Annotated in this window: 17 protein-coding genes and 1 tRNA gene; 8 read left to right on the top strand and 10 right to left on the bottom strand. The window is 53.3% G+C overall.

Features of this window, described 5'->3' with window-relative positions; translation table 11 throughout:
- Positions 1 to 64: 64 nt before the first annotated feature.
- Positions 65 to 457, top strand: coding sequence for a hypothetical protein (locus FHW66_RS14890; protein ID WP_183380598.1), 393 nt, complete (start codon positions 65 to 67; stop codon positions 455 to 457).
- Positions 458 to 536: 79 nt separating this feature from the next.
- Here the strand turns inward: FHW66_RS14890 and FHW66_RS14885 are convergent, their stop codons facing one another.
- From FHW66_RS14885 to FHW66_RS14865, 5 genes are all read right to left on the bottom strand, one after another.
- Positions 537 to 1,691: a ribonucleotide-diphosphate reductase subunit beta gene (locus FHW66_RS14885; protein ID WP_183380597.1), complete on the bottom strand. Its 1,155-nt coding sequence runs from the start codon at positions 1,689 to 1,691 to the stop codon at positions 537 to 539.
- Between the two features lie 120 nt (positions 1,692 to 1,811).
- Entirely contained in the window at positions 1,812 to 4,727 is a 2,916-nt protein-coding gene (locus FHW66_RS14880; RefSeq protein ID WP_221197014.1) for a ribonucleoside-diphosphate reductase subunit alpha, read from the bottom strand.
- Between the two features lie 461 nt (positions 4,728 to 5,188).
- Complete coding sequence (gene ampD, locus FHW66_RS14875; protein ID WP_183380664.1) at positions 5,189 to 5,833, bottom strand: 1,6-anhydro-N-acetylmuramyl-L-alanine amidase AmpD; 645 nt, start codon at positions 5,831 to 5,833, stop codon at positions 5,189 to 5,191.
- 1 nt (position 5,834) lies between these two features.
- A complete protein-coding gene (locus tag FHW66_RS14870; RefSeq protein WP_183380595.1) occupies positions 5,835 to 6,104 on the bottom strand; it encodes a PP0621 family protein in 270 nt (89 codons plus the stop codon).
- Positions 6,101 to 6,910 (bottom strand): inner membrane protein YpjD, encoded by an 810-nt coding sequence (locus FHW66_RS14865; protein WP_183380594.1) that lies wholly within the window; start codon positions 6,908 to 6,910, stop codon positions 6,101 to 6,103. Before FHW66_RS14865 ends, FHW66_RS14870 begins: the two co-directional genes overlap by 4 nt.
- Positions 6,911 to 7,131: 221 nt before the next feature.
- On the opposite strand from FHW66_RS14865, the gene ffh reads away from it, so the two are divergent.
- Both ffh and FHW66_RS14855 read left to right on the top strand, forming a co-directional pair.
- Complete coding sequence (gene ffh / locus FHW66_RS14860) at positions 7,132 to 8,499, top strand: signal recognition particle protein (RefSeq protein ID WP_183380593.1); 1,368 nt, start codon at positions 7,132 to 7,134, stop codon at positions 8,497 to 8,499.
- Between the two features lie 247 nt (positions 8,500 to 8,746).
- Positions 8,747 to 9,232 carry an SWIB/MDM2 domain-containing protein gene (locus tag FHW66_RS14855; RefSeq protein ID WP_183380663.1) on the top strand — a complete coding sequence of 162 codons (486 nt, stop codon included), beginning with the start codon at positions 8,747 to 8,749 and terminating at the stop codon, positions 9,230 to 9,232.
- Positions 9,233 to 9,409: 177 nt separating this feature from the next.
- On the opposite strand, the gene FHW66_RS14850 is transcribed toward FHW66_RS14855, so the two are convergent.
- Positions 9,410 to 11,134, bottom strand: a complete 1,725-nt coding sequence (locus FHW66_RS14850; protein WP_183380592.1) for a proline--tRNA ligase — start codon at positions 11,132 to 11,134, stop codon at positions 9,410 to 9,412.
- A gap of 247 nt (positions 11,135 to 11,381) precedes the next feature.
- On the opposite strand from FHW66_RS14850, the gene FHW66_RS14845 reads away from it, so the two are divergent.
- Positions 11,382 to 12,002 carry an RNA pyrophosphohydrolase gene (locus FHW66_RS14845; RefSeq protein WP_255458992.1) on the top strand — a complete coding sequence of 207 codons (621 nt, stop codon included), beginning with the start codon at positions 11,382 to 11,384 and terminating at the stop codon, positions 12,000 to 12,002.
- Positions 12,003 to 12,008: 6 nt separating this feature from the next.
- On the top strand, positions 12,009 to 12,602 hold the full coding sequence (locus FHW66_RS14840; protein WP_183380591.1) for a CNP1-like family protein: 594 nt from the start codon (positions 12,009 to 12,011) through the stop codon (positions 12,600 to 12,602).
- A gap of 88 nt (positions 12,603 to 12,690) precedes the next feature.
- On the opposite strand, the gene proB is transcribed toward FHW66_RS14840, so the two are convergent.
- From proB to rplU, 4 genes are all read right to left on the bottom strand, one after another.
- Entirely contained in the window at positions 12,691 to 13,809 is a 1,119-nt protein-coding gene (proB, locus tag FHW66_RS14835; protein WP_183380590.1) for a glutamate 5-kinase, read from the bottom strand.
- A gap of 122 nt (positions 13,810 to 13,931) precedes the next feature.
- Positions 13,932 to 15,041 carry an Obg family GTPase CgtA gene (gene cgtA, locus FHW66_RS14830; protein WP_183380589.1) on the bottom strand — a complete coding sequence of 370 codons (1,110 nt, stop codon included), beginning with the start codon at positions 15,039 to 15,041 and terminating at the stop codon, positions 13,932 to 13,934.
- A 348-nt stretch (positions 15,042 to 15,389) separates the two neighbouring features.
- Positions 15,390 to 15,647: a 50S ribosomal protein L27 gene (gene rpmA, locus FHW66_RS14825; protein ID WP_007878065.1), complete on the bottom strand. Its 258-nt coding sequence runs from the start codon at positions 15,645 to 15,647 to the stop codon at positions 15,390 to 15,392.
- A 39-nt stretch (positions 15,648 to 15,686) separates the two neighbouring features.
- On the bottom strand, positions 15,687 to 15,998 hold the full coding sequence (rplU, locus tag FHW66_RS14820) for a 50S ribosomal protein L21 (RefSeq protein ID WP_007878066.1): 312 nt from the start codon (positions 15,996 to 15,998) through the stop codon (positions 15,687 to 15,689).
- Positions 15,999 to 16,400: 402 nt separating this feature from the next.
- Between rplU and ispB the strand changes: the two genes are divergently transcribed.
- The 3 genes from ispB (at position 16,401) to FHW66_RS14805 (ending at position 18,734) form a co-directional block, all read left to right on the top strand.
- Positions 16,401 to 17,330, top strand: coding sequence for an octaprenyl diphosphate synthase (gene ispB / locus FHW66_RS14815; protein WP_183380662.1), 930 nt, complete (start codon positions 16,401 to 16,403; stop codon positions 17,328 to 17,330).
- 9 nt (positions 17,331 to 17,339) lie between these two features.
- Positions 17,340 to 17,416 (top strand) — tRNA-Pro (locus tag FHW66_RS14810).
- Between the two features lie 37 nt (positions 17,417 to 17,453).
- Entirely contained in the window at positions 17,454 to 18,734 is a 1,281-nt protein-coding gene (locus FHW66_RS14805; RefSeq protein WP_183380588.1) for an HlyC/CorC family transporter, read from the top strand.
- Positions 18,735 to 18,812: the final 78 nt, after the last annotated feature.

Below are 18,812 nucleotides of genomic sequence, written 5' to 3'. Positions count from 1 at the left end.
CTTCTTCACGTGATGGAAAAAATCAAGCTTGATTTAAGAAACCCGCCCCTACCATCGCGATGATGTGGGCGGATTATTCATCGGCACAAGCAAGCATCTGCTTGCGCTAATGAATTCGGCTCCAGCTGAACTGCTGCATCCCCTCACCTATGCAGCGCTTCAGCTATCTTGGTGGCATCTGTTTGCTCTCGCCTGGACATCCGATTCAGTGATCAACAATCACAACAAGCGGCACCAACAGCATCAAAACAGCACAACCAAAAAAAACGCCAGCGGGATAATCGCTAGCGTCAGGAATACACTTCCTGAAAAACCTTCAGGTTTTTCAAAGGAAAAACCGCCTGACCCGACAATTTCGGGTAAAGCGGCGATAACAGAGAAGATCGCAGAGAAGAACGATTCGGTCTTTTACTGTTCATTAAATTTGGCGACAGCCTTTCCATTTTTGGCAGTCTGATATCTTGCAAGCTACCAGACTGCTGTGTGCCTCGCAGATCTCGCTGAAGAGCGTTGACGAGATTGGCACTTCGGGCACTTCATTCCCAGTTCAGCGCGCCTCCGGTTTGATATTCGATGACGCGGGTTTCAAAGAAGTTGCGCTCCTTCTTCAAATCGATCATCTCGCTCATCCACGGAAACGGATTTTCTTCTTGCGCGAACAGCGGGTCGAGACCAATTTGTTGTGCGCGACGATTAGCGATGAATCGTAAATAACCTTTGAACATCGGCGCATTCAAACCGAGTACGCCTCGCGGCATTGTATCCTCTGCGTAACGATATTCCAACTCTACTGCGCTTAAAAACAACGATTTGATCTCGTTGCGGAACTCAGGTGTCCACAGATGAGGATTCTCCATCTTCACTGTGTTGATGAGGTCGATACCAAAATTGCAGTGCATCGATTCATCGCGCAGGATGTATTGATACTGCTCAGCTGCACCCATCATTTTGTTCTGACGACCGAGCGCCAGAATCTGGGTGAAGCCAACATAGAAGAACAGACCTTCCATGATGCAGGCGAAGACGATCAATGACTTCAGCAGCTTCTGGTCATTCTCTGTCGTGCCAGTGGTGAATTCCGGATCGGTGAGTGTATTGATGAAGGGGATCAGGAACTCATCCTTGTCACGGATCGATTTGACTTCGTGATACGCGTTGAAAATTTCACCTTCGTCCAGGCCCAACGACTCGACGATGTACTGATAAGCGTGGGTATGGATGGCTTCTTCAAAGGCTTGGCGCAACAGGTACTGGCGGCATTCCGGTGCGGTAATGTGGCGATAGGTACCAAGCACGATATTGTTGGCGGCCAGCGAATCGGCTGTCACAAAGAAGCCCAGATTGCGCTTGACCAGACGACGCTCGTCTTCAGTCAGGCCATTTGGATTTTTCCACAGTTCAATATCGCGCTGCATATTGATTTCCTGTGGCATCCAATGGTTGGCGCAACCAGCCAGATATTTATCCCAGGCCCATTTGTACTTGAACGGGACCAGCTGGTTGACGTCGGTATGGCCATTGATAATGCGCTTGTCGGCAGCATTGACACGGCGCGACGCATCGACTGGTTCAGACGCACCGTTCGCAGCCGCGTGCACGGGGGCAGCCTGGAACTGTGGCTGCGCGATGTGCGGGGCACGGGGCGCAGCTGGCGCCGGAGCAGCCTTCACTTCATCATCCCAAGAGAGCATTTTTAATCCTTCACTATATTTACTGAAACGTCGCTCCCGATGAGATCAGGAGCGACTATCTGACGATCCACTCTACGCAAAGGTGACGCACTTGACTGTCACCTTGCGTGAGACGGCGCCTTATTGGCAAGCCTCGCACTCTTCAAAACCTGCATCGCCTGGACGCATGGTGCAGACCGGACCATCTGCTTCCAGCGCAGCGCCTGGGGCTGGCATGACATAGGCACCAGAAGATGCAGCCGGAGCCGATGCTGCACTTGCCGCGGCATGACCAACACCACCATCAACCGCTACCGCGTTGAGTGCACCAACCTTGGAGGTCGACTTCTCGGTGTGGGTGGCGCCGATGGTACGCAGGTAATAGGTGGTCTTGAGGCCACGCAACCATGCCAGCTTGTAAGTCTCATCCAGACGCTTGCCAGATGCTCCAGCCATGTAGATGTTCAGGGATTGGGCCTGATCGATCCATTTTTGACGGCGCGATGCAGCTTCCACCAGCCAGGACGGTTCCACTTCAAAGGCGGTGGCGTAGATCTCACGCAGATCCTGTGGGATACGGTCGATCTTGGCCAGGCTGCCGTCGAAGTACTTCAGATCCGAAATCATGACTTCGTCCCACAGACCGCGAGCCTTTAGATCACGGACAAGGTACTCATTGATCTCGGTAAATTCACCGGACAGATTCGATTTCACATACAGGTTCTGATAAGTCGGTTCGATGCAAGCCGACACGCCGATGATATTGGAAATCGTCGCCGTCGGAGCGATTGCTACGCAATTCGAGTTACGCATGCCGAATTCAGCGATACGTGCACGCACCTTGCTCCAGTCCAGCGTTTCCGAGGTATCGGTTTCCAGATAGCCACCACGCTCTTGTGCCAGCAACTTCAGGGAATCCTGCGGCAGGATGCCACGATCCCACAGCGAACCTGGATAGGAGCTGTAACGACCTCGCTCTTCTGCCAGTTCTGTCGATGCCAGGTAAGCGTAGTAGCAAACAGCTTCCATCGAACGGTCAGCGAATTCCACGGCGTCCATCGAAGCGTAAGGTACGCGCTTGATGTGCAGGCAATCCTGGAAGCCCATGATACCCAGACCAACCGGACGGTGACGCAGGTTCGAGTCACGTGCCTTCTTGACGGCGTAATAGTTGATGTCAATCACGTTGTCGAGCATGCGCATCGCAGTGCTGATGGTCTTTTGCAGCTTGACATGGTCGATTTCGCCGTTCACCAGATGCGCTGGCAAATTGACCGATCCGAGATTGCAGACTGCGATTTCGGACTCATTAGTGTTCAGGGTGATTTCAGTGCACAGGTTCGAGCTGTGGACCACACCAACGTGTTGCTGTGGCGAACGGATATTGCAAGGATCCTTGAAGGTGATCCATGGATGGCCGGTTTCGAACAGCATCGACAACATCTTGCGCCACAAATCCATTGCCTGGACTTTTTTGAACAGCTTCAACTCACCACGTGCTGCCTTGGCTTCGTAGCCGATATAGGCTTCTTCGAAGGCGCGACCAAACTTGTCATGCAGATCAGGCGTATCCGATGGCGAGAACAGGGTCCATTCACCCTTTTCCATGACACGCTTCATGAACAGATCAGGGATCCAGTTCGAGGTATTCATGTCATGAGTACGACGACGATCATCGCCAGTGTTCTTGCGCAGTTCGAGGAATTCCTCGATATCCATATGCCATGTTTCCAGGTAGGCGCAGACCGCGCCTTTGCGCTTACCACCCTGATTGACAGCAACTGCCGTGTCATTGACTACCTTCAGGAATGGCACCACACCTTGTGATTTGCCGTTGGTGCCCTTGATGTGCGCACCCAGCGAACGTACCGGAGTCCAGTCATTACCCAGGCCACCTGCATATTTGGCCAGCAGCGCGTTTTCCTTGATAGCTTCGTAGATGCCATCCAGATCATCGGCTACTGTGGTCAGGTAGCAAGACGACAATTGCGAACGCAAGGTGCCAGAGTTAAACAGCGTCGGTGTCGAGCTCATGAAGTCAAACGACGACAGCAGATTGTAGAACTCGATAGCACGCGCTTCACGGTCGATTTCGTTGAGCGACAGACCCATCGCCACACGCATGTAGAATGCCTGTGGCATTTCAATACGGGTACCCTGGATATGCAGGAAGTAACGGTCATACAGGGTTTGCAGACCGAGATAGCCAAATTGCAGGTCACGTTCTGGCTTGATCGCGTCGGCCAGCTTCTTGAGGTCGAACTGGGCCAGCTTGGTATCGAGCAGTTCAGCATCAATACCCTTTTTGATGTAGCGGGCGAAGTAGTCGAGGTAGGCGGCAGGCGCATCTGCCTGCGCGACTTCACGACCAAATACTTCCTTACGGATGGTGTGCATGAGCAGACGTGCGGTCACCTGACTGTAGGCCGGGTCTTTTTCCATCAACGCACGGGCGGCCAGAATTGCCGACTTGTGCAGCTCTTCGACTGGCACATTGTCGTACAGATTCTTGACGGTCTCGGCCAGGATGGCTTCTGCATCGACGTGTTTTTCCAGACCGACGCAAGCGGCTGTGATCAACTTGCGTACTTCGTTGATATCCAGCGGACGGACCTGACCATCTTCCACGACATGCAGTTGCGGCGCGGCAAATTCGGTCTTCACGTCAGCATTTTTCTGTGCGCGTTCTTCCATGCGCTTGGCACGATAGAGTACATAAGCACGGGCGACGTCGTGTTCACCGGAACGCATCAGCGCCAGTTCGACCTGATCCTGGATATCTTCAATATGGAAGGTACCGCCGGTCGGCTGACGACGTACCAGCGCCGAAACAACATTGGTGGTCAGTTGCTCGACCATTTCGCGCACGCGGGCCGAAGCAGCACCCTGACCGCCATTGACCGCCAAAAATGCCTTGGTAACAGCGATCGAAATCTTCGATGGCTCAAAACCAACCACCGCGCCATTACGACGGATGATCCGGTACTCGCCCAGACCGGAACCCGGCTTGACCAACTGGGCAGTCACTGTGTCGTCAATCTGTGTCGCAGCAGACATGCCACCAAAATCAGCAGACGATGTGCTGGAAATTTCTTGTGTAGAGCGCACTGAGCCTCCTTAAACCATGAATAGGCGGGCAGCATTGCTGCCCACATTGTAATTAGACCTCCAAGCTACAAGGAGATCACGTAAAAACCAGAGCAGGACGAACACCATTGCGCTGGCACCACATGGGTGCCAAGAGACCAAAGTGCTGCCTGTTCCAAAAAATTAGATAGAGAGGACTGCTAAGACATCGTTTGAAGTGTTACTGGTATCGCTACCGCACCGACACCTCCTCGTGAGCCGTGCCCCTCTTCACGCCAGCTGCTGCGGGCATAAAGAACGCCTCAAAAGGTTTTACTGCTACCTCAAAACAACCAAAGAATCACTTACCAAAAACACTACATCTAGTTCCAAAGCATTAATTGAGACTAATTCTAGTGTCTGAACTGAGGAGACGCAACCGCTATTTCTAGTTATTTTTCTATGTTTTGCGCTTGACTTCCGTCAATGCCAGAAACCACGCGCAATTGCGCCGTATCACTGTGCGCAGCCAAATTCTGGCGATAGCGGGCCCAGTCAAAAAATGGCCCCGGGTCGGTCTTCCTGCCCGGAGCAATATGCTCATGCCCCATCACATCGACGATGGGATAACGGCGCTGCAAGGCGGCCGTCAGCTGTACCAATACCGCGTATTGCGCATCAGCAAACGGCACAAAGTCGGTCCCTTCCAATTCAATACCGATCGAAAAATCGTTACAGCGCTCGCGCCCATGAAATACAGAGATGCCCGCATGCCAGGCGCGCGCATTGGCAGACACAAACTGCACCAGTTGACCGTCGCGTCGAATCAGGAAATGCGCCGATACCCGCAAATCGCGCAACTGCTCGAAGAAGGGATGTGCCGCGTGATCGAGCTGGTTACAAAATAATGCCTCTATATAAGAGCCACCAAATTCACCGGGCGGCAGACTGATATTGTGAATTACCAGCAAATCGACTGGAATACCAGCGGTACGCGCATCAAAATTGGGCGAAGGCCGATGTTGCGCCTGCAAACACCAGCCAGCAGCATCGAGCTCCAAGCCAGGCGCCAGCGATGGCACTGCCGAGGCGCCCATGTTAATGCGACGCCAGCCGCAGATGTTCCTCACTGCAGAACACCAGCCCACCGGAATTGGTTACTGCTTCCGAGACCGGAAAGTGAATATGGCAATGCGCACATTGCACCATGGTTTCAGGTAGTGCCTTAGCCTGCCGTCGAAACGGGCCACGCCCGCCCTGCGTACCGGCGGGACGAGTCCCTCCTGACATTGCCGTCAGCGACTTCTTTGCACGCTGAATCCAGACTACGACCGCAGCCGCAATCACCAACCAAATAAGAATTTTCATACCAATACCCGATGCAGTACCACTTCCAGCACAAAGCGGCTACCAACGTAAGCGAGCAGCAGAATGGCAAACCCGGTCAGCGTGAAACTGAGCGCTGTGCGCCCGCGCCAACCTTGCCACCGGCGTCCCGCCAATAACAATCCGAACAACCCCCAGGACAACAACGTAAAAATGGTCTTGTGATCCCATCTGAAGGGCTTACCGAATAACTGTTCGGAAAAAACGACCCCCGACAAAACGGTCAGGGTAAGCAATACAAAGCCGAAGCCGATGAGCCTGAACAAAATTTTCTCCATCGTCAGCAACGCTGGCAAACGATCGAGCGCGGCCGCAAACCAGCCACCGGAAAGCGGTCTGGAACGGGTATGCAGGCGCGACTCCTGCAACACCATCAGGACAGCATGAAAGGCGGCAATCGTCAGCGTACTGTAGGCCAGAATAGAAATGGCGATATGTCCTAAAAACCAGTCAGACTTACCAATCAGATCAACCATATTGCCAGGAAACATGCTGGGCAACACCACTGCCACGGCGGCAACAGGCAGTACCAAAACACGCAGGCTATCGAGCGAAAAATTGCGGTTTTCCAGCCAATAAGCTGCGACCGAAACCCACATCGTGGCCGATAGCATGACGGCAAAGCCAACCCGCACGGCGTCGACAGCAAACATGTCGGAAATCAGCGCACCACCGTGCAGCAGCCATCCGATCACCGTACCGATGGAGATTGGCACACGGCGCTCCGAAGGCAGGATGGCGCAAATCAGATAGAGCAGCGCAGCCAGTATGAAGAAGTAAGTTCGCATCAGCTAAGTTTACACCATGTCGCCCCTTCCCTGACTTGCCTTGGGGTGGCGCTGCCCGCTCTTGCCGCGACGCATGGAGCAATGCCTTGCCGTTCAGCCCGATGCGGGCGTTAGCAAGTGCTCAGATGGCGCTGCCAATCGGGTAAAATGTTGGTTTATTCAGCGCTGCGCCCAGACTAATCCCCGCAGCCGCTCCTATTTCTTCTGTCCAACGGTTCATCATGCTCGACAATCTGACCCAACGCCTTGCCAAAGTCGTCAAAACCATGCGCGGCGAGGCGCGCCTGACCGAATCCAATACTGCCGAGATGCTGCGCGAAGTGCGCCTGGCCCTGCTGGAAGCCGACGTTGCACTGCCTGCCGTGCGTGAATTCATCGCCCGCGTCAAGGAAAAGGCTGTCGGCGAGGAAGTGATCGGCTCACTGACTCCTGGCCAGGCGCTGGTCGGTGTCGTACAGCGCGAGCTGGCCAGCCTCATGGGCGCCGACCTCGGCCCCGCAGCATCGCAGCTTAATTTCGCGACACAGCCCCCGGCCATTATTCTGATGGCCGGCTTACAGGGCGCCGGTAAAACGACCACGGTCGGTAAACTGGCCAAGTATTTGCGTGAAAATACCAAGAAAAAGATCCTGACCGTCTCCGCCGACGTCTACCGGCCAGCCGCAATCGGCCAGCTGGAAACCGTCACCAAGCAGGCGGGCGCCGACTTCTTCCCGACCCAGCCGACCGACAAGCCGGTCAATATTGCGCTGGCTGCACTGGACTATGCCAAGCGCCATTTCCACGACGTCCTGATCATCGATACCGCCGGCCGTCTTGGTATTGATGAAGCGATGATGCAGGAAATCAGCGCTGTCCACGCCGCTGTCAAACCGATCGAAACACTGTTCGTCGTCGATGCCATGCTGGGTCAGGATGCCATCAATACCGCCAAAGCTTTCAGTGATGCCTTGCCGCTGACCGGTATTGTGCTCACCAAACTCGACGGCGATTCCCGCGGTGGTGCTGCGCTATCGGTGCGCCATATCACCGGCAAGCCGATCAAGTTTGCCGGTGTCGCCGAGAAACTGGACGGCCTGGAAGCATTCGATCCCAACCGCATGGCCAACCGTATTTTGGGCATGGGCGACATCCTGGCGTTGGTGGAAGAAGCGCGTAAGGGTGTGGACGTTGCCGCTGCACAGGATCTGGCGCAAAAAATCAAAGGTGGCGGCAAGTTTGATCTCAACGATTTCAAAGCACAGATCAGCCAGATGAAGAAAATGGGTGGCCTCTCTGGTCTGCTCGACAAGCTGCCGGCGCAAATGCAGCAGGCGGCAGGTAATGCCAACATGGATCAGGCAGAGAAACAGGTGCGCAGGATGGAAGGCATCATCAATTCGATGACCTTGCAGGAGCGCGCCAAGCCCGAGCTGATCAAGGCTTCCCGCAAACGCCGTATTGCTGCTGGTGCCGGGGTACAGGTTCAGGAAGTCAACCGCATGCTGGCCCAGTTTGAACAGATGCAATCAATGATGAAGAAACTCAAAGGCGGCGGCATGATGAAAATGATGCGTAATATGAAGGGCATGATGCCGGGCATGCGCTGAAACTCGAGTCGACAAAAGGCTTGAATAGAGAAATTCAAAGAAAAATATCAGCATCAGTAGCAGTCTGCAACGCGGCTCGTTTTTCGGCTAGCGTTGCGCGCTGGTCTTTTGTCTAAAAAAGCGGCAAAAAACACTTGCATCGCCGGGAAAACCTCACCACTATTGATGTTGCGTGATTGACGCAAGCATATTTCCCGATTGTTTTTCTTTGTCGTTTCTCGTTTTTCCTTCTAAAGGAGGCTTACCGATGGCCACAGCCAAAAAACCAGCAGCCGCAGCGAAGAAGCCAGTAGCAAAAGCAGCCCCCAAAAAAGCAGTCGCAAAACCAGCAGCAAAACCCGCAACAAAGACAGCAACCAAGACAGCAACCAAGACGGTTGCCAAGGCAGCTCCGAAAGTGCCTGCAAAAACGGCCGCGAAACCTGCCGCCAAGGCTGCTCCCAAAAAAGCCAGTACTGCGGCAAAGAAACCAGCTGTTAAACGTACCCCCAACGCCGCCTTCATGAAGCCACTGACACCGTCAGCAGCACTGGCAGAAGTGGTAGGCGCCAAGCCATTGCCACGGACCGAAGTCACCAAGAAGGTCTGGGAGTACATCAAGAAGCACAAACTGCAAAATGCTGAGAACAAGCGAAACATTGATGCCGATGACAAGTTGAAGGTCATTTTCGGTGGTAAGAAGCAGGTTTCCATGTTTGAGATGACCAAGCTGATTTCCGCTCACCTGGCGTAACGCCTGGGATCGGGCGCAACTGCCCAGCAAAAACGCCCGCATGATGCGGGCGTTTTTGTATCTTGCTCTCGATTCTCTACGGATTCAACTGAACCAAGCCGTATTCAGCTCATGTGGCAATGCGATCAGTCATCAACACATCAGCAACCGCAGATCATCAGTTCCTGGGATTATTGGTCAGGCCAGCTTGCCCTGGATGAAGGCCAGCGCATCAGCCAGTGGTACGGCTGTTGCTGCCGTATCCCCGCGGCCCTGATATTCAATCTGACCATCCTTGAGGCCACGATCACCGACCACGATACGATGCGGCACACCGATCAGCTCCCAGTCGGCAAACATGGCGCCCGGACGCCCACCCCGATCATCCAGCACAACATCCACGCCAGCAGCCTGCAAGGCCTCATACAGTTTGTCGATTTCTGCTTTGACTGCCTCACTGCGGTCATAGCCCATCGGGCATAAAACGACTTCAAACGGTGCCAGCGCAGCGGGCCAGACAATCCCTTTTTCGTCGAAATTCTGTTCAATGGCAGCGCCGAGGATACGGGTAATACCAATACCGTAACAGCCCATTTGCAGTGGTTGCGGTTTACCAGCCTCATCCAGATAGGTGGCCTTCATCGATTCAGAATAGGCGGTACCGAGCTGGAACACGTGACCGACTTCAATGCCGCGCTGGATCGCCAGCACACCCTTACCATCCGGAGAAGCATCACCTTCGACCACATTACGCAAATCAGCTACTTGTGGCTCGGGTAAATCACGGCCCCAGTTGGCACCGGTAAAATGGAAATCTGCCTCGTTGGCACCGCAAATAAAATCGCTCATGTTGGCAACGGTGCGGTCAGCCACGACCTTGACCGGCTTTTTGGTGCCAATTGGCCCCAGATAGCCTGGCGGGGTACCAAACCACTCGACGATTTCAGCTTCATTGGCAAAACGATAATTACCAAGGCCTGCTACCTTGCTCGCCTTGACCTCATTGAGCTCATGGTCGCCGCGCAGCAGCAACAGCCAGACTTCCTTCTCAGCCGGCGTCTCCTTCTCGACAGTGAGCACAATCGACTTGATGGTTTGCTCCAGCGGCAACTTCAGCAATTCAGCCACGGCTTCGCACTTGGCTTTGCCAGGAGTAGCAGTCTTGGTCAGCGCCGCAGTCGGTGCCGGACGGGTTGCGTTCACGGCGAGTGCCTCGGCCGCTTCCATATTGGCGGCATAGTCCGAACTCGGACAATAGACCAGTGCATCCTCACCTGTGGCGGCAATCACATGAAACTCGTGTGAACCAGAACCACCAATGGCGCCATTGTCGGCTGCGACGGCACGGAACTGCAGGCCGAAACGGTTGAAAATACGAACATAGGCGTCGTACATGATCTGATAAGACTTCTTCAGGCCATCGACATCACGATCGAAGGAATAGGCATCCTTCATAGTGAATTCACGGCCACGCATGAGGCCGAAGCGAGGGCGGCGCTCGTCGCGAAATTTGGTCTGTATATGGTAGAAGTTGACGGGCAACTGCTTGTAGCTACGCAATTCGGTGCGCGCAACGTCCGTCACCACCTCTTCCGAAGTTGGCTGAATCGCAAAATCGCGGCCATGACGATCCTTCACGCGCATGAGTTCAGGACCCATTTTGTCCCAACGACCAGTTTCTTGCCACAACTCGGCAGGCTGCACGACCGGCATAAGCAATTCGATCGCGCCGGATCGGTTCATTTCCTCACGCACAATCGCCTCGACCTTGCGAATGACGCGCAATCCCATCGGCATATAGGTATAGATGCCGGAGCCCAATCGCTTGATCATGCCAGCCCGCATCATCAGTTTATGACTGACGATTTCGGCATCGGAAGGAGCTTCTTTCAGAGTGGAAATAAAAAATCGGGAGGCGCGCATGACGATGAGTTCTTTTTAAAAGAGGAAGGTTATAATCGATGTAATTTTAAAGGATTAGCTGGCTGATGCGCCCACTCTTTGCACAATTGATCGCAGTTTCGCGACCATTGACAGGCTTCAGGCAGGTCGATGAGCGAACACTTGATGCACCCCTTACAGGTGCGTGCTGACCATGATTTGATTTCTGGTAGCACAGACCGGATCGGGCAAAGAGGAAGCCCTGCCGCAGAAAGTTTTGAGGTACAACATGCTGGATCGAGAAGGCTTTCGCCCGAACGTCGGCATTATCCTGCTCAATGCCCATAATGAGGTGTGGTGGGGCAAACGAGTCAGAGAACATTCGTGGCAATTTCCGCAAGGTGGGATCAAGCATGGTGAAACACCCGAGCAAGCCATGTTCCGTGAGCTGGAAGAAGAAATCGGGTTGCGCGCAGAGCACGTAAAGATCATCGGTCGCACGCGTGACTGGTTGCGTTATGAAGTACCCGACCATTTCATCAAGCGTGAAATCCGGGGGCATTATCGCGGCCAGAAGCAAATCTGGTTCCTGTTGCGTATGGTTGGTCGCGATTGTGATGTCAATTTACGTCTCACCTCTCATCCCGAGTTCGATGCCTGGCGATGGCATGACTACTGGGTGCCGCTGGATGCCGTTATTGAATTCAAACGCAATGTCTATCAGCAAGCGCTCAAAGAGTTATCACGCTTCCTGGCACGCCCTGCCATGCCACATCGACGTGGAGAGCAGGCAGGTAAGTCTGCTGGAGCGCAAGCAATCAAGTCAGATCATAGCGACTGCATCGAGTCAGGGAACGCCGATAACCGAGCAGAAGTTGCCACTCCGCCACTACAGATCAACATAAAGTAAACTCTCATGCCTCAACGCTCGCTAACTTTGTCTACTGCTCTTTTTTCTACACGCCGTATTGCGCGAATTCTGGTTGCCGGGATATTGCTATGCTCAGCCACAGTGAGCATTGCCGCCCAGCCAATGGGCTATGACGAAAACGAAGATGACGTACCATTCCAGGATGAAAAGGCCTGGCAGGAAAGCGCGGTGCAATTACCGGCTGCACCACAACAAGAAAATCTGGTTTCGTATTTTGTGAGCCCTCTTGCAACCGCGACGTCCTATGTTGACATCAGCTCACTCAGTGTCGGCGGCGACAATGTCGTGCGCTTCACGCTGGTAACCAAAACCTCTGGCGGAGCAACCAACACCACCTACGAAGGCATCCGCTGCGAAACCTTTGAAAAGAAGATTTACGCCTTTGGCCGCCCGGATGGGAGCTGGTCACCCGCTCGTCAACCAAATTGGAAACGGATCATTGATTACGGCAGCAATCGCCAGGAAGCCGCGCTATACAAAGACTACTTTTGTGAAAATGCGATTCTCGCAGGCAATCTCAAGAGCATTGTTTCTCGCTTTAACTTAAAAAAGCCGATTACTTCGACCTACGATCACTAAATTAAAAAAGGGCGCATGTCTTGCGCCCTTTCTTTAGTTTTTCTTTGGCTTTTTTTCCTGTTTTCTACTACGCATCACCACATCAGGATTACAGCAGCACCAGATTATCGCGATGGATCAATTCTGATTCCTCCACAAACCCCAGAATTGCCGGTATCTCAGCAGAAGGATGGCGCATGATACGACGTGCGTCCGAACTGGCATAGTTGCTGATGCCGCGTGCAATAGCGCGACCCTGCGCATCAACACACGTAATCACATCACCGCGACCAAATTCACCCCGCACATCGGTTACACCGATAGGCAACAACGATTTACCCTCAGCCGTCAGCTTCTGAACAGCGCCATCGTCCAGCACAACCTGTCCCGCTGTCTGCAAATGATCAGCCATCCACTGCTTGCGCGCGGTCAGCTGCGCAGTTTGCGCCGTCAACTGTGTACCAATCGCCTCACCTGCTGCGAGCCTGCTCAATACGTGCTCCTCACGTCCCCAAGCAATCACGGTATGTGCCCCGGAAGTTGCCGCTCGCTTGGCCGCAAGTATTTTAGTCAGCATACCGCCCCGACCGATACCGGTACCAGCTCCACCTGCCATGGCCTCCAGCGATAAATCACCTGCCTTGGCTTCATGCACGAATTGCGCTGCCGGATCGCGACGCGGATCGGCTGTATAGAGTCCTCGCTGATCCGTCAGAATAATCAACGCATCGGCTTCGATCAGATTGGAGACCAATGCACCCAGCGTGTCGTTATCACCAAACTTGATTTCATCGGTAACGACCGTGTCGTTCTCATTGATGACGGGAACGACGCCAAAACGCAGCAGCGTAAACAACGTGGAGCGCGCATTGAGGTAGCGCTCGCGGTCCGCCAGATCAGCATGCGTGAGCAATACCTGTGCAGTACCCAACCCAAAGCTGCGGAAACTGCTCTCGTAAATTTGTGCCAACCCCATCTGACCGACCGCCGCGCAGGCCTGCAACTCGTGCACACCACTAGGGCGACGATCAAAACCGAGCCGCTGCATGCCCTCGGCAATGGCACCGGAGCTGACCAATACCACTTCCTTGCCGAGGCCGCGTAAATGCGCAATTTGCTCAGCCCACCTGGCAATGGCTGTACTATCGAGCCCCTTGCCATCATTGGTCACCAGTGATGACCCCACCTTGATGATCAGCCTTTTGGCTTGTTGTATGACGGATTGCATATTCTTGTCAGAAATCGAGAGGGCAACTCAGCAGAGGAAAATCGTCATCTGCAACCGCAAACTGGAAATGCCGTGCCTTCGATACTCAATGAGCATGAAACACGGCAATCCGGGGGCAGAGTTTAATCGATTACCTTGAAACGTGGATCGTCTGGATCAATAGAGGAGATGCCGCGTGCTTCTTCCGTCATCTGGGTCTCTTCTGCGCGATGTTCTTGCTGACGCTTGGTTTCCAGATAACCGTAGATTTCATTGATCAAATCTTCGCAGCCATCACGGTTCAATGCCGAAATTTCAAACACCGGCCCCTTCCAGCCAAAGCGTTTGACGAAGTCTTTTACGCGTTTGGCACGCTCCGCCTCTGGAATGACATCCAGCTTGTTGAGTACCAACCAGCGTGGCTTCTCAAACAACGAATCGTCATACTTCTGCAATTCCTTGACGATCGCCTTGGCTTCCTTGACCGGATCAACCGTATCTTCGAACGGGGCCAGGTCAACGATATGCAACAGCAAGCCGGTACGCTGCAAGTGACGCAGGAACTGTACGCCGAGGCCAGCACCATCGGCAGCCCCTTCGATCAAACCAGGAATATCGGCAATGACGAAACTCTTTTCATGGCTCACACGCACTACGCCCAGATTGGGATGCAGAGTCGTAAAGGGATAGTCGGCGATTTTCGGACGCGCATTCGATACGGCAGTAATGAAGGTCGACTTGCCAGCATTGGGCATGCCCAACAATCCAACATCTGCCAGCACCTTGAGCTCCAGACGCAATTCACGACGCTGACCTTCCTTGCCTTCAGTCTTTTGACGTGGCGCACGATTGGTCGATGTTTTGAAGTGAATATTACCCCAACCACCCTCGCCGCCAAGTGCCAGCAATACTTGCTGACCATGATCGGTCAAGTCGGCGATATGTTCGCCTGTATTATTGTCAACGATGAGGGTGCCAACCGGCATACGCAAGAAAATGTCATCAGCACCTTTGCCATAGCAATCCGAGCCGCGGCCATTTTCGCCATTGCGGGCTTTGTGCAGCTTGGAATAACGGTAGTCGATCAGGGTATTGACGTTACGATCCGCAACCGCCCAAATGCTGCCCCCCTTGCCACCGTCACCGCCATCGGGACCACCGAATGGACGGAATTTTTCACGACAAAAACTGGCAACACCATTACCGCCGTCGCCGGCGATGACTTCAATTTTTGCTTCGTCGATAAACTTCATAATTTCTACCGCTAACCTAAAAGTAAGAAGCTCTGCTTAAACCTGGCAAGCGGTAAGGAATGCGGACAAAACCGGTCGCCGGAGACAGTGTCCGAAGGCAGGCAAAAATACGCCGCCACAGGCTCGGAACACGCGTAGCTTAGGCAGAGATTCCTGAAGCTACAAGTACAGCAACCGATCACCTGCACCTTTGACAAAAGGTCGGCCGGTATGCCGCCATCTGGATAAAACCAACAAGCTGAAACTAAAAAAGGCTCCACCAGAGGCAGAGCCTTTAAAACATCTTGCATTCTGCTGCGGCACTATCGCATTGCCACAAGCAGATCGTACTTAACTAGCAATGCCCAATTAAGCAGCAACAACAGTAACGTACTGACGCTTGGCAACGCCCTTGATCACAAACTGAACTTTACCTTCAGTCAGTGCGAACAAGGTGTGATCCTTGCCCATACCAACGTTTTCACCAGGATGAACCTTGGTGCCACGTTGACGAATGATGATACCGCCGGCATTGATAGCCTGGCCACCGTAGACCTTGACGCCAAGTCGTTTCGACTCTGAATCACGGCCGTTGCGCGTGGTGCCGCCGCCTTTTTTATGTGCCATTTATATGACTCCTTTTGATCTAAGTTTGACCTGCGCCAATTAGGCGTTGATCGAGACGATTTGCAGTTCGGTGTAGTTCTGACGATGGCCTTGACGCTTCTGGTAATGCTTACGACGACGCATTTTGAAGATCTTGACCTTATCGTGGCGACCTTGCGCTATAACAGTAACCAGCACCGTTGCACCCTCGACCAACGGCGCACCGAATTTAACGGTATCGCCTGCGCCCACTGCGAGCACTTGATCCAAAGTGATTTGGGAGCCAATGTCTGCCGGTATCTGTTCTACTTTAAGTTTTTCACCAGCAGCAACTTTATATTGTTTGCCGCCGGTTTTTATGACCGCGTACATGTGAAACCTCATCGAATGAATAAAAAAAATTTCCTGCTTCTTTCCGTTTTCTTTTTCCCGCGCCATCCAAGAATGACTGAACCTGCCAGAGCCTTGTTCCAGCGCTAAACGCGCGAGAAAGAGACTTTTGAATCGGGAAAACTTCCAATTATACATAGACTTATCTTACACGTCAAAAGTACTTGACATCTGAAAGCAACACCTCCCCCAAAAATAGCAACGCGGCAACTTCACTTGCCAAACAGACAATCACCCCTCCCACGCGTACTTGACGAGGGATACATCTGTCAGGCTTTGTCATCGTATAATCATGCCAATCTTGATTTTTTCACAGGTTCAGCCTTGTCCGCCGCTCTCCAATCTGCTTCGCCAACTTCCTTCATTGACCCGATAGCTGCCGACATGGGCGAGGTCAATACCGTTATTCGCCAGCAACTTTATTCAGAAGTCCCGCTGGTTAACCAGGTGGCTGAATACATCATCAGTGCGGGCGGCAAGCGTATCCGTCCGGTATTGGTTTTACTGATTGCCAATGCTTACGCTTACCAGGGTAAGGCGCACCATAGTCTGGCCGCGGTGATTGAGTTCATCCATACCGCTACGCTGCTACATGATGACGTGGTGGATGAGTCGTCCTTGCGGCGCGGCAAGCAAACCGCCAATGCCCTGTTTGGCAATGCTGCCTCTGTGCTGGTGGGCGACTTCCTCTACTCGCGCGCCTTCCAGATGATGGTCGGCGTTGGCAATCCGCGCGTCATGCAGATCGTAGCGGATGCAACCAACGTAATCGCAGAAGGTGAAGTGCTGCAACTACTCAATATGCACAATCCGGATGTGGACGAGGCAGCTTACCTGCGCGTCATCCGCTCCAAGACGGCAAAATTGTTTGAAGCTGCAGCCGAGCTCGGTGCGCTGATAGCGGGTGCCAACGACGCAGAAATTGAAGCTGCCGGTGAATATGGCCGCTCCCTCGGCACCGCTTTCCAACTCATTGATGACGTACTCGATTATTCCGGCAATGCTGCGGAAATCGGTAAAAACGTCGGCGATGACTTGCGCGAAGGCAAGCCAACCCTGCCACTGATCTATTTGATGGAACATGGCACTGCCGAGCAACGCGAGCTGGTACGCACCTGTATTGAAAATGGCGACGAACAGCATTTTGATCAGATTCTGGCAGCCATCACCAGCTCAGGCGCACTCGACTACACCCGCCAGGAAGCGCAGAAAGCATCTCAACGTGCAACCGATGCGGTGATGTCCTTGCCCGATAGCATCTACAAAAATTCTTTGCTAAAATTGGCTGCGTTCGCGGTAGACCGAAATCACTGAAACGGCCGTCGGGGTGTAGCTTAGCCCGGTAGAGCGCTACGTTCGGGACGTAGAGGCCGGAGGTTCGAATCCTCTCACCCCGACCACCCGAGAAAAACTCATCAACTTCCTTACGGGGACTCCTTGGATACCGTGCCCATATGGGTGCAAATTCTTGCACTGGCACTTCTGATTCTTTGCTCGGCGTTCTTTTCGATGACCGAGACCGCGCTGATGGCTGCCAACCGGCATCGCCTCAGGCATTTGGCCAAACACGGCAACCGTCGCGCCATTACCATTCTCTGGCTACTGGAACGTACCGACAAACTACTGTCGCTGGTACTCATTGCCAATACCCTGATCAATGCGCTGGCAACAGCATTGGTGACGGCGCTGGCGATCACCGTGTTCGGCAACCATGAAAAAGTCATCACGCTCGCGACTGCCTGCGTCGCAGGATTGCTGATCATCTTCGCGGAAATCGTCCCGAAGGTGATCGGCGCCACCTATCCTGAACGCATTTCCCTATTCACCAGCTTTGTACTCAAGCCACTGATGCGGCTGGCACGTCCCTTGATCTGGTTCGTCAATCTGTTCGTGTCTGGCATTCTGCGCATTCTGCATATCAAGGCTAGCGGCAACTCGCATGATCAGCGACTGTCACCGGAAGAGTTACGCTCGATCGTGCTCGAAGGTGGCAACTTTATTCCGCAAAAGCACAAGAGCATCTTGCTGAATCTGTTCGACCTGGAAAAAATCTCGGTCGAGGACGTCATGACACCCCGGGCACAGGTTGAGGCACTGAATCTGTCGGCGCCGATTGATGAAATTCGCCATCAACTGGCCACCTGTTATCACAACAAGCTGCCAGTATTTGAAGGCGAAATCAATCAGATGATCGGCATCCTGCACGTGCGCAAGGTCGTCACCCTGCTCAGTCAGGAAGAAGACATGTCCAGCGATGATCTGCGCGCCTTGTTGAGTGCGCCGTACTTCATCCCGCAAGAAACCGACGTTTTTACTCAACTGCAATACTTTCAGGAAAACCATGAGCGACTGGGGATCATTGTCGATGAATACGGTGAAGTCCAGGGGCTAGTCACGCTGGAAGACATCATCGAAGAGATGATCGGTGAATTCACGACCTCGGTGCCTGGTGCCGCTCGCGCTGACAGTTTCAGCTGGAACCAGGAGGGTGAATGTCTACTGGAGGGCTCAGCCACGCTGCGTGACATCAACAAGCGGCTAGGTCTGAACCTGCCACTGGATGGCCCAAAAACGCTCAATGGTTTGCTGCTCGAATTGCTACAAGACATTCCGGACACCAGTGTTTGCGTCAAGATCGATAACTGTGTGATTGAAATCGTGCAGGTACAAAATCAGGCCATCAAGGTTGTCAAACTGATCGCCGCAAAAGCAAAGTAGTGCCGCAAAACCGAAATTAAACGATATACAGCGAGACATTCCGGTCGCAACATCCTTGCATCCGGGCTGTCGGCTTAC

This window comes from Herbaspirillum sp. Sphag64, assembly GCF_014192645.1.
In the GTDB taxonomy this organism is placed as follows: domain Bacteria; phylum Pseudomonadota; class Gammaproteobacteria; order Burkholderiales; family Burkholderiaceae_D; genus Herbaspirillum.
Note: the sequence above shows the minus strand (reverse complement) of the source record. Positions and strands in the feature narration are given on the sequence as shown.

Coding starts and splice junctions, on each gene's coding strand:
- FHW66_RS14885 (WP_183380597.1), bottom strand. CDS start 1,691: ATGCTCTCTTGGGATGATGAAGTGAAGGCTGCTCCGGCGCCAGCTGCG.
- FHW66_RS14880 (WP_221197014.1), bottom strand. CDS start 4,727: ATGTCTGCTGCGACACAGATTGACGACACAGTGACTGCCCAGTTGGTC.
- ampD (WP_183380664.1), bottom strand. CDS start 5,833: ATGGGCGCCTCGGCAGTGCCATCGCTGGCGCCTGGCTTGGAGCTCGAT.
- FHW66_RS14870 (WP_183380595.1), bottom strand. CDS start 6,104: ATGAAAATTCTTATTTGGTTGGTGATTGCGGCTGCGGTCGTAGTCTGG.
- FHW66_RS14865 (WP_183380594.1), bottom strand. CDS start 6,910: ATGCGAACTTACTTCTTCATACTGGCTGCGCTGCTCTATCTGATTTGC.
- ffh (WP_183380593.1), top strand. CDS start 7,132: ATGCTCGACAATCTGACCCAACGCCTTGCCAAAGTCGTCAAAACCATG.
- FHW66_RS14855 (WP_183380663.1), top strand. CDS start 8,747: ATGGCCACAGCCAAAAAACCAGCAGCCGCAGCGAAGAAGCCAGTAGCA.
- FHW66_RS14850 (WP_183380592.1), bottom strand. CDS start 11,134: ATGCGCGCCTCCCGATTTTTTATTTCCACTCTGAAAGAAGCTCCTTCC.
- FHW66_RS14845 (WP_255458992.1), top strand. CDS start 11,382: ATGCTGGATCGAGAAGGCTTTCGCCCGAACGTCGGCATTATCCTGCTC.
- FHW66_RS14840 (WP_183380591.1), top strand. CDS start 12,009: ATGCCTCAACGCTCGCTAACTTTGTCTACTGCTCTTTTTTCTACACGC.
- proB (WP_183380590.1), bottom strand. CDS start 13,809: ATGCAATCCGTCATACAACAAGCCAAAAGGCTGATCATCAAGGTGGGG.
- cgtA (WP_183380589.1), bottom strand. CDS start 15,041: ATGAAGTTTATCGACGAAGCAAAAATTGAAGTCATCGCCGGCGACGGC.
- rpmA (WP_007878065.1), bottom strand. CDS start 15,647: ATGGCACATAAAAAAGGCGGCGGCACCACGCGCAACGGCCGTGATTCA.
- rplU (WP_007878066.1), bottom strand. CDS start 15,998: ATGTACGCGGTCATAAAAACCGGCGGCAAACAATATAAAGTTGCTGCT.
- ispB (WP_183380662.1), top strand. CDS start 16,401: ATGGGCGAGGTCAATACCGTTATTCGCCAGCAACTTTATTCAGAAGTC.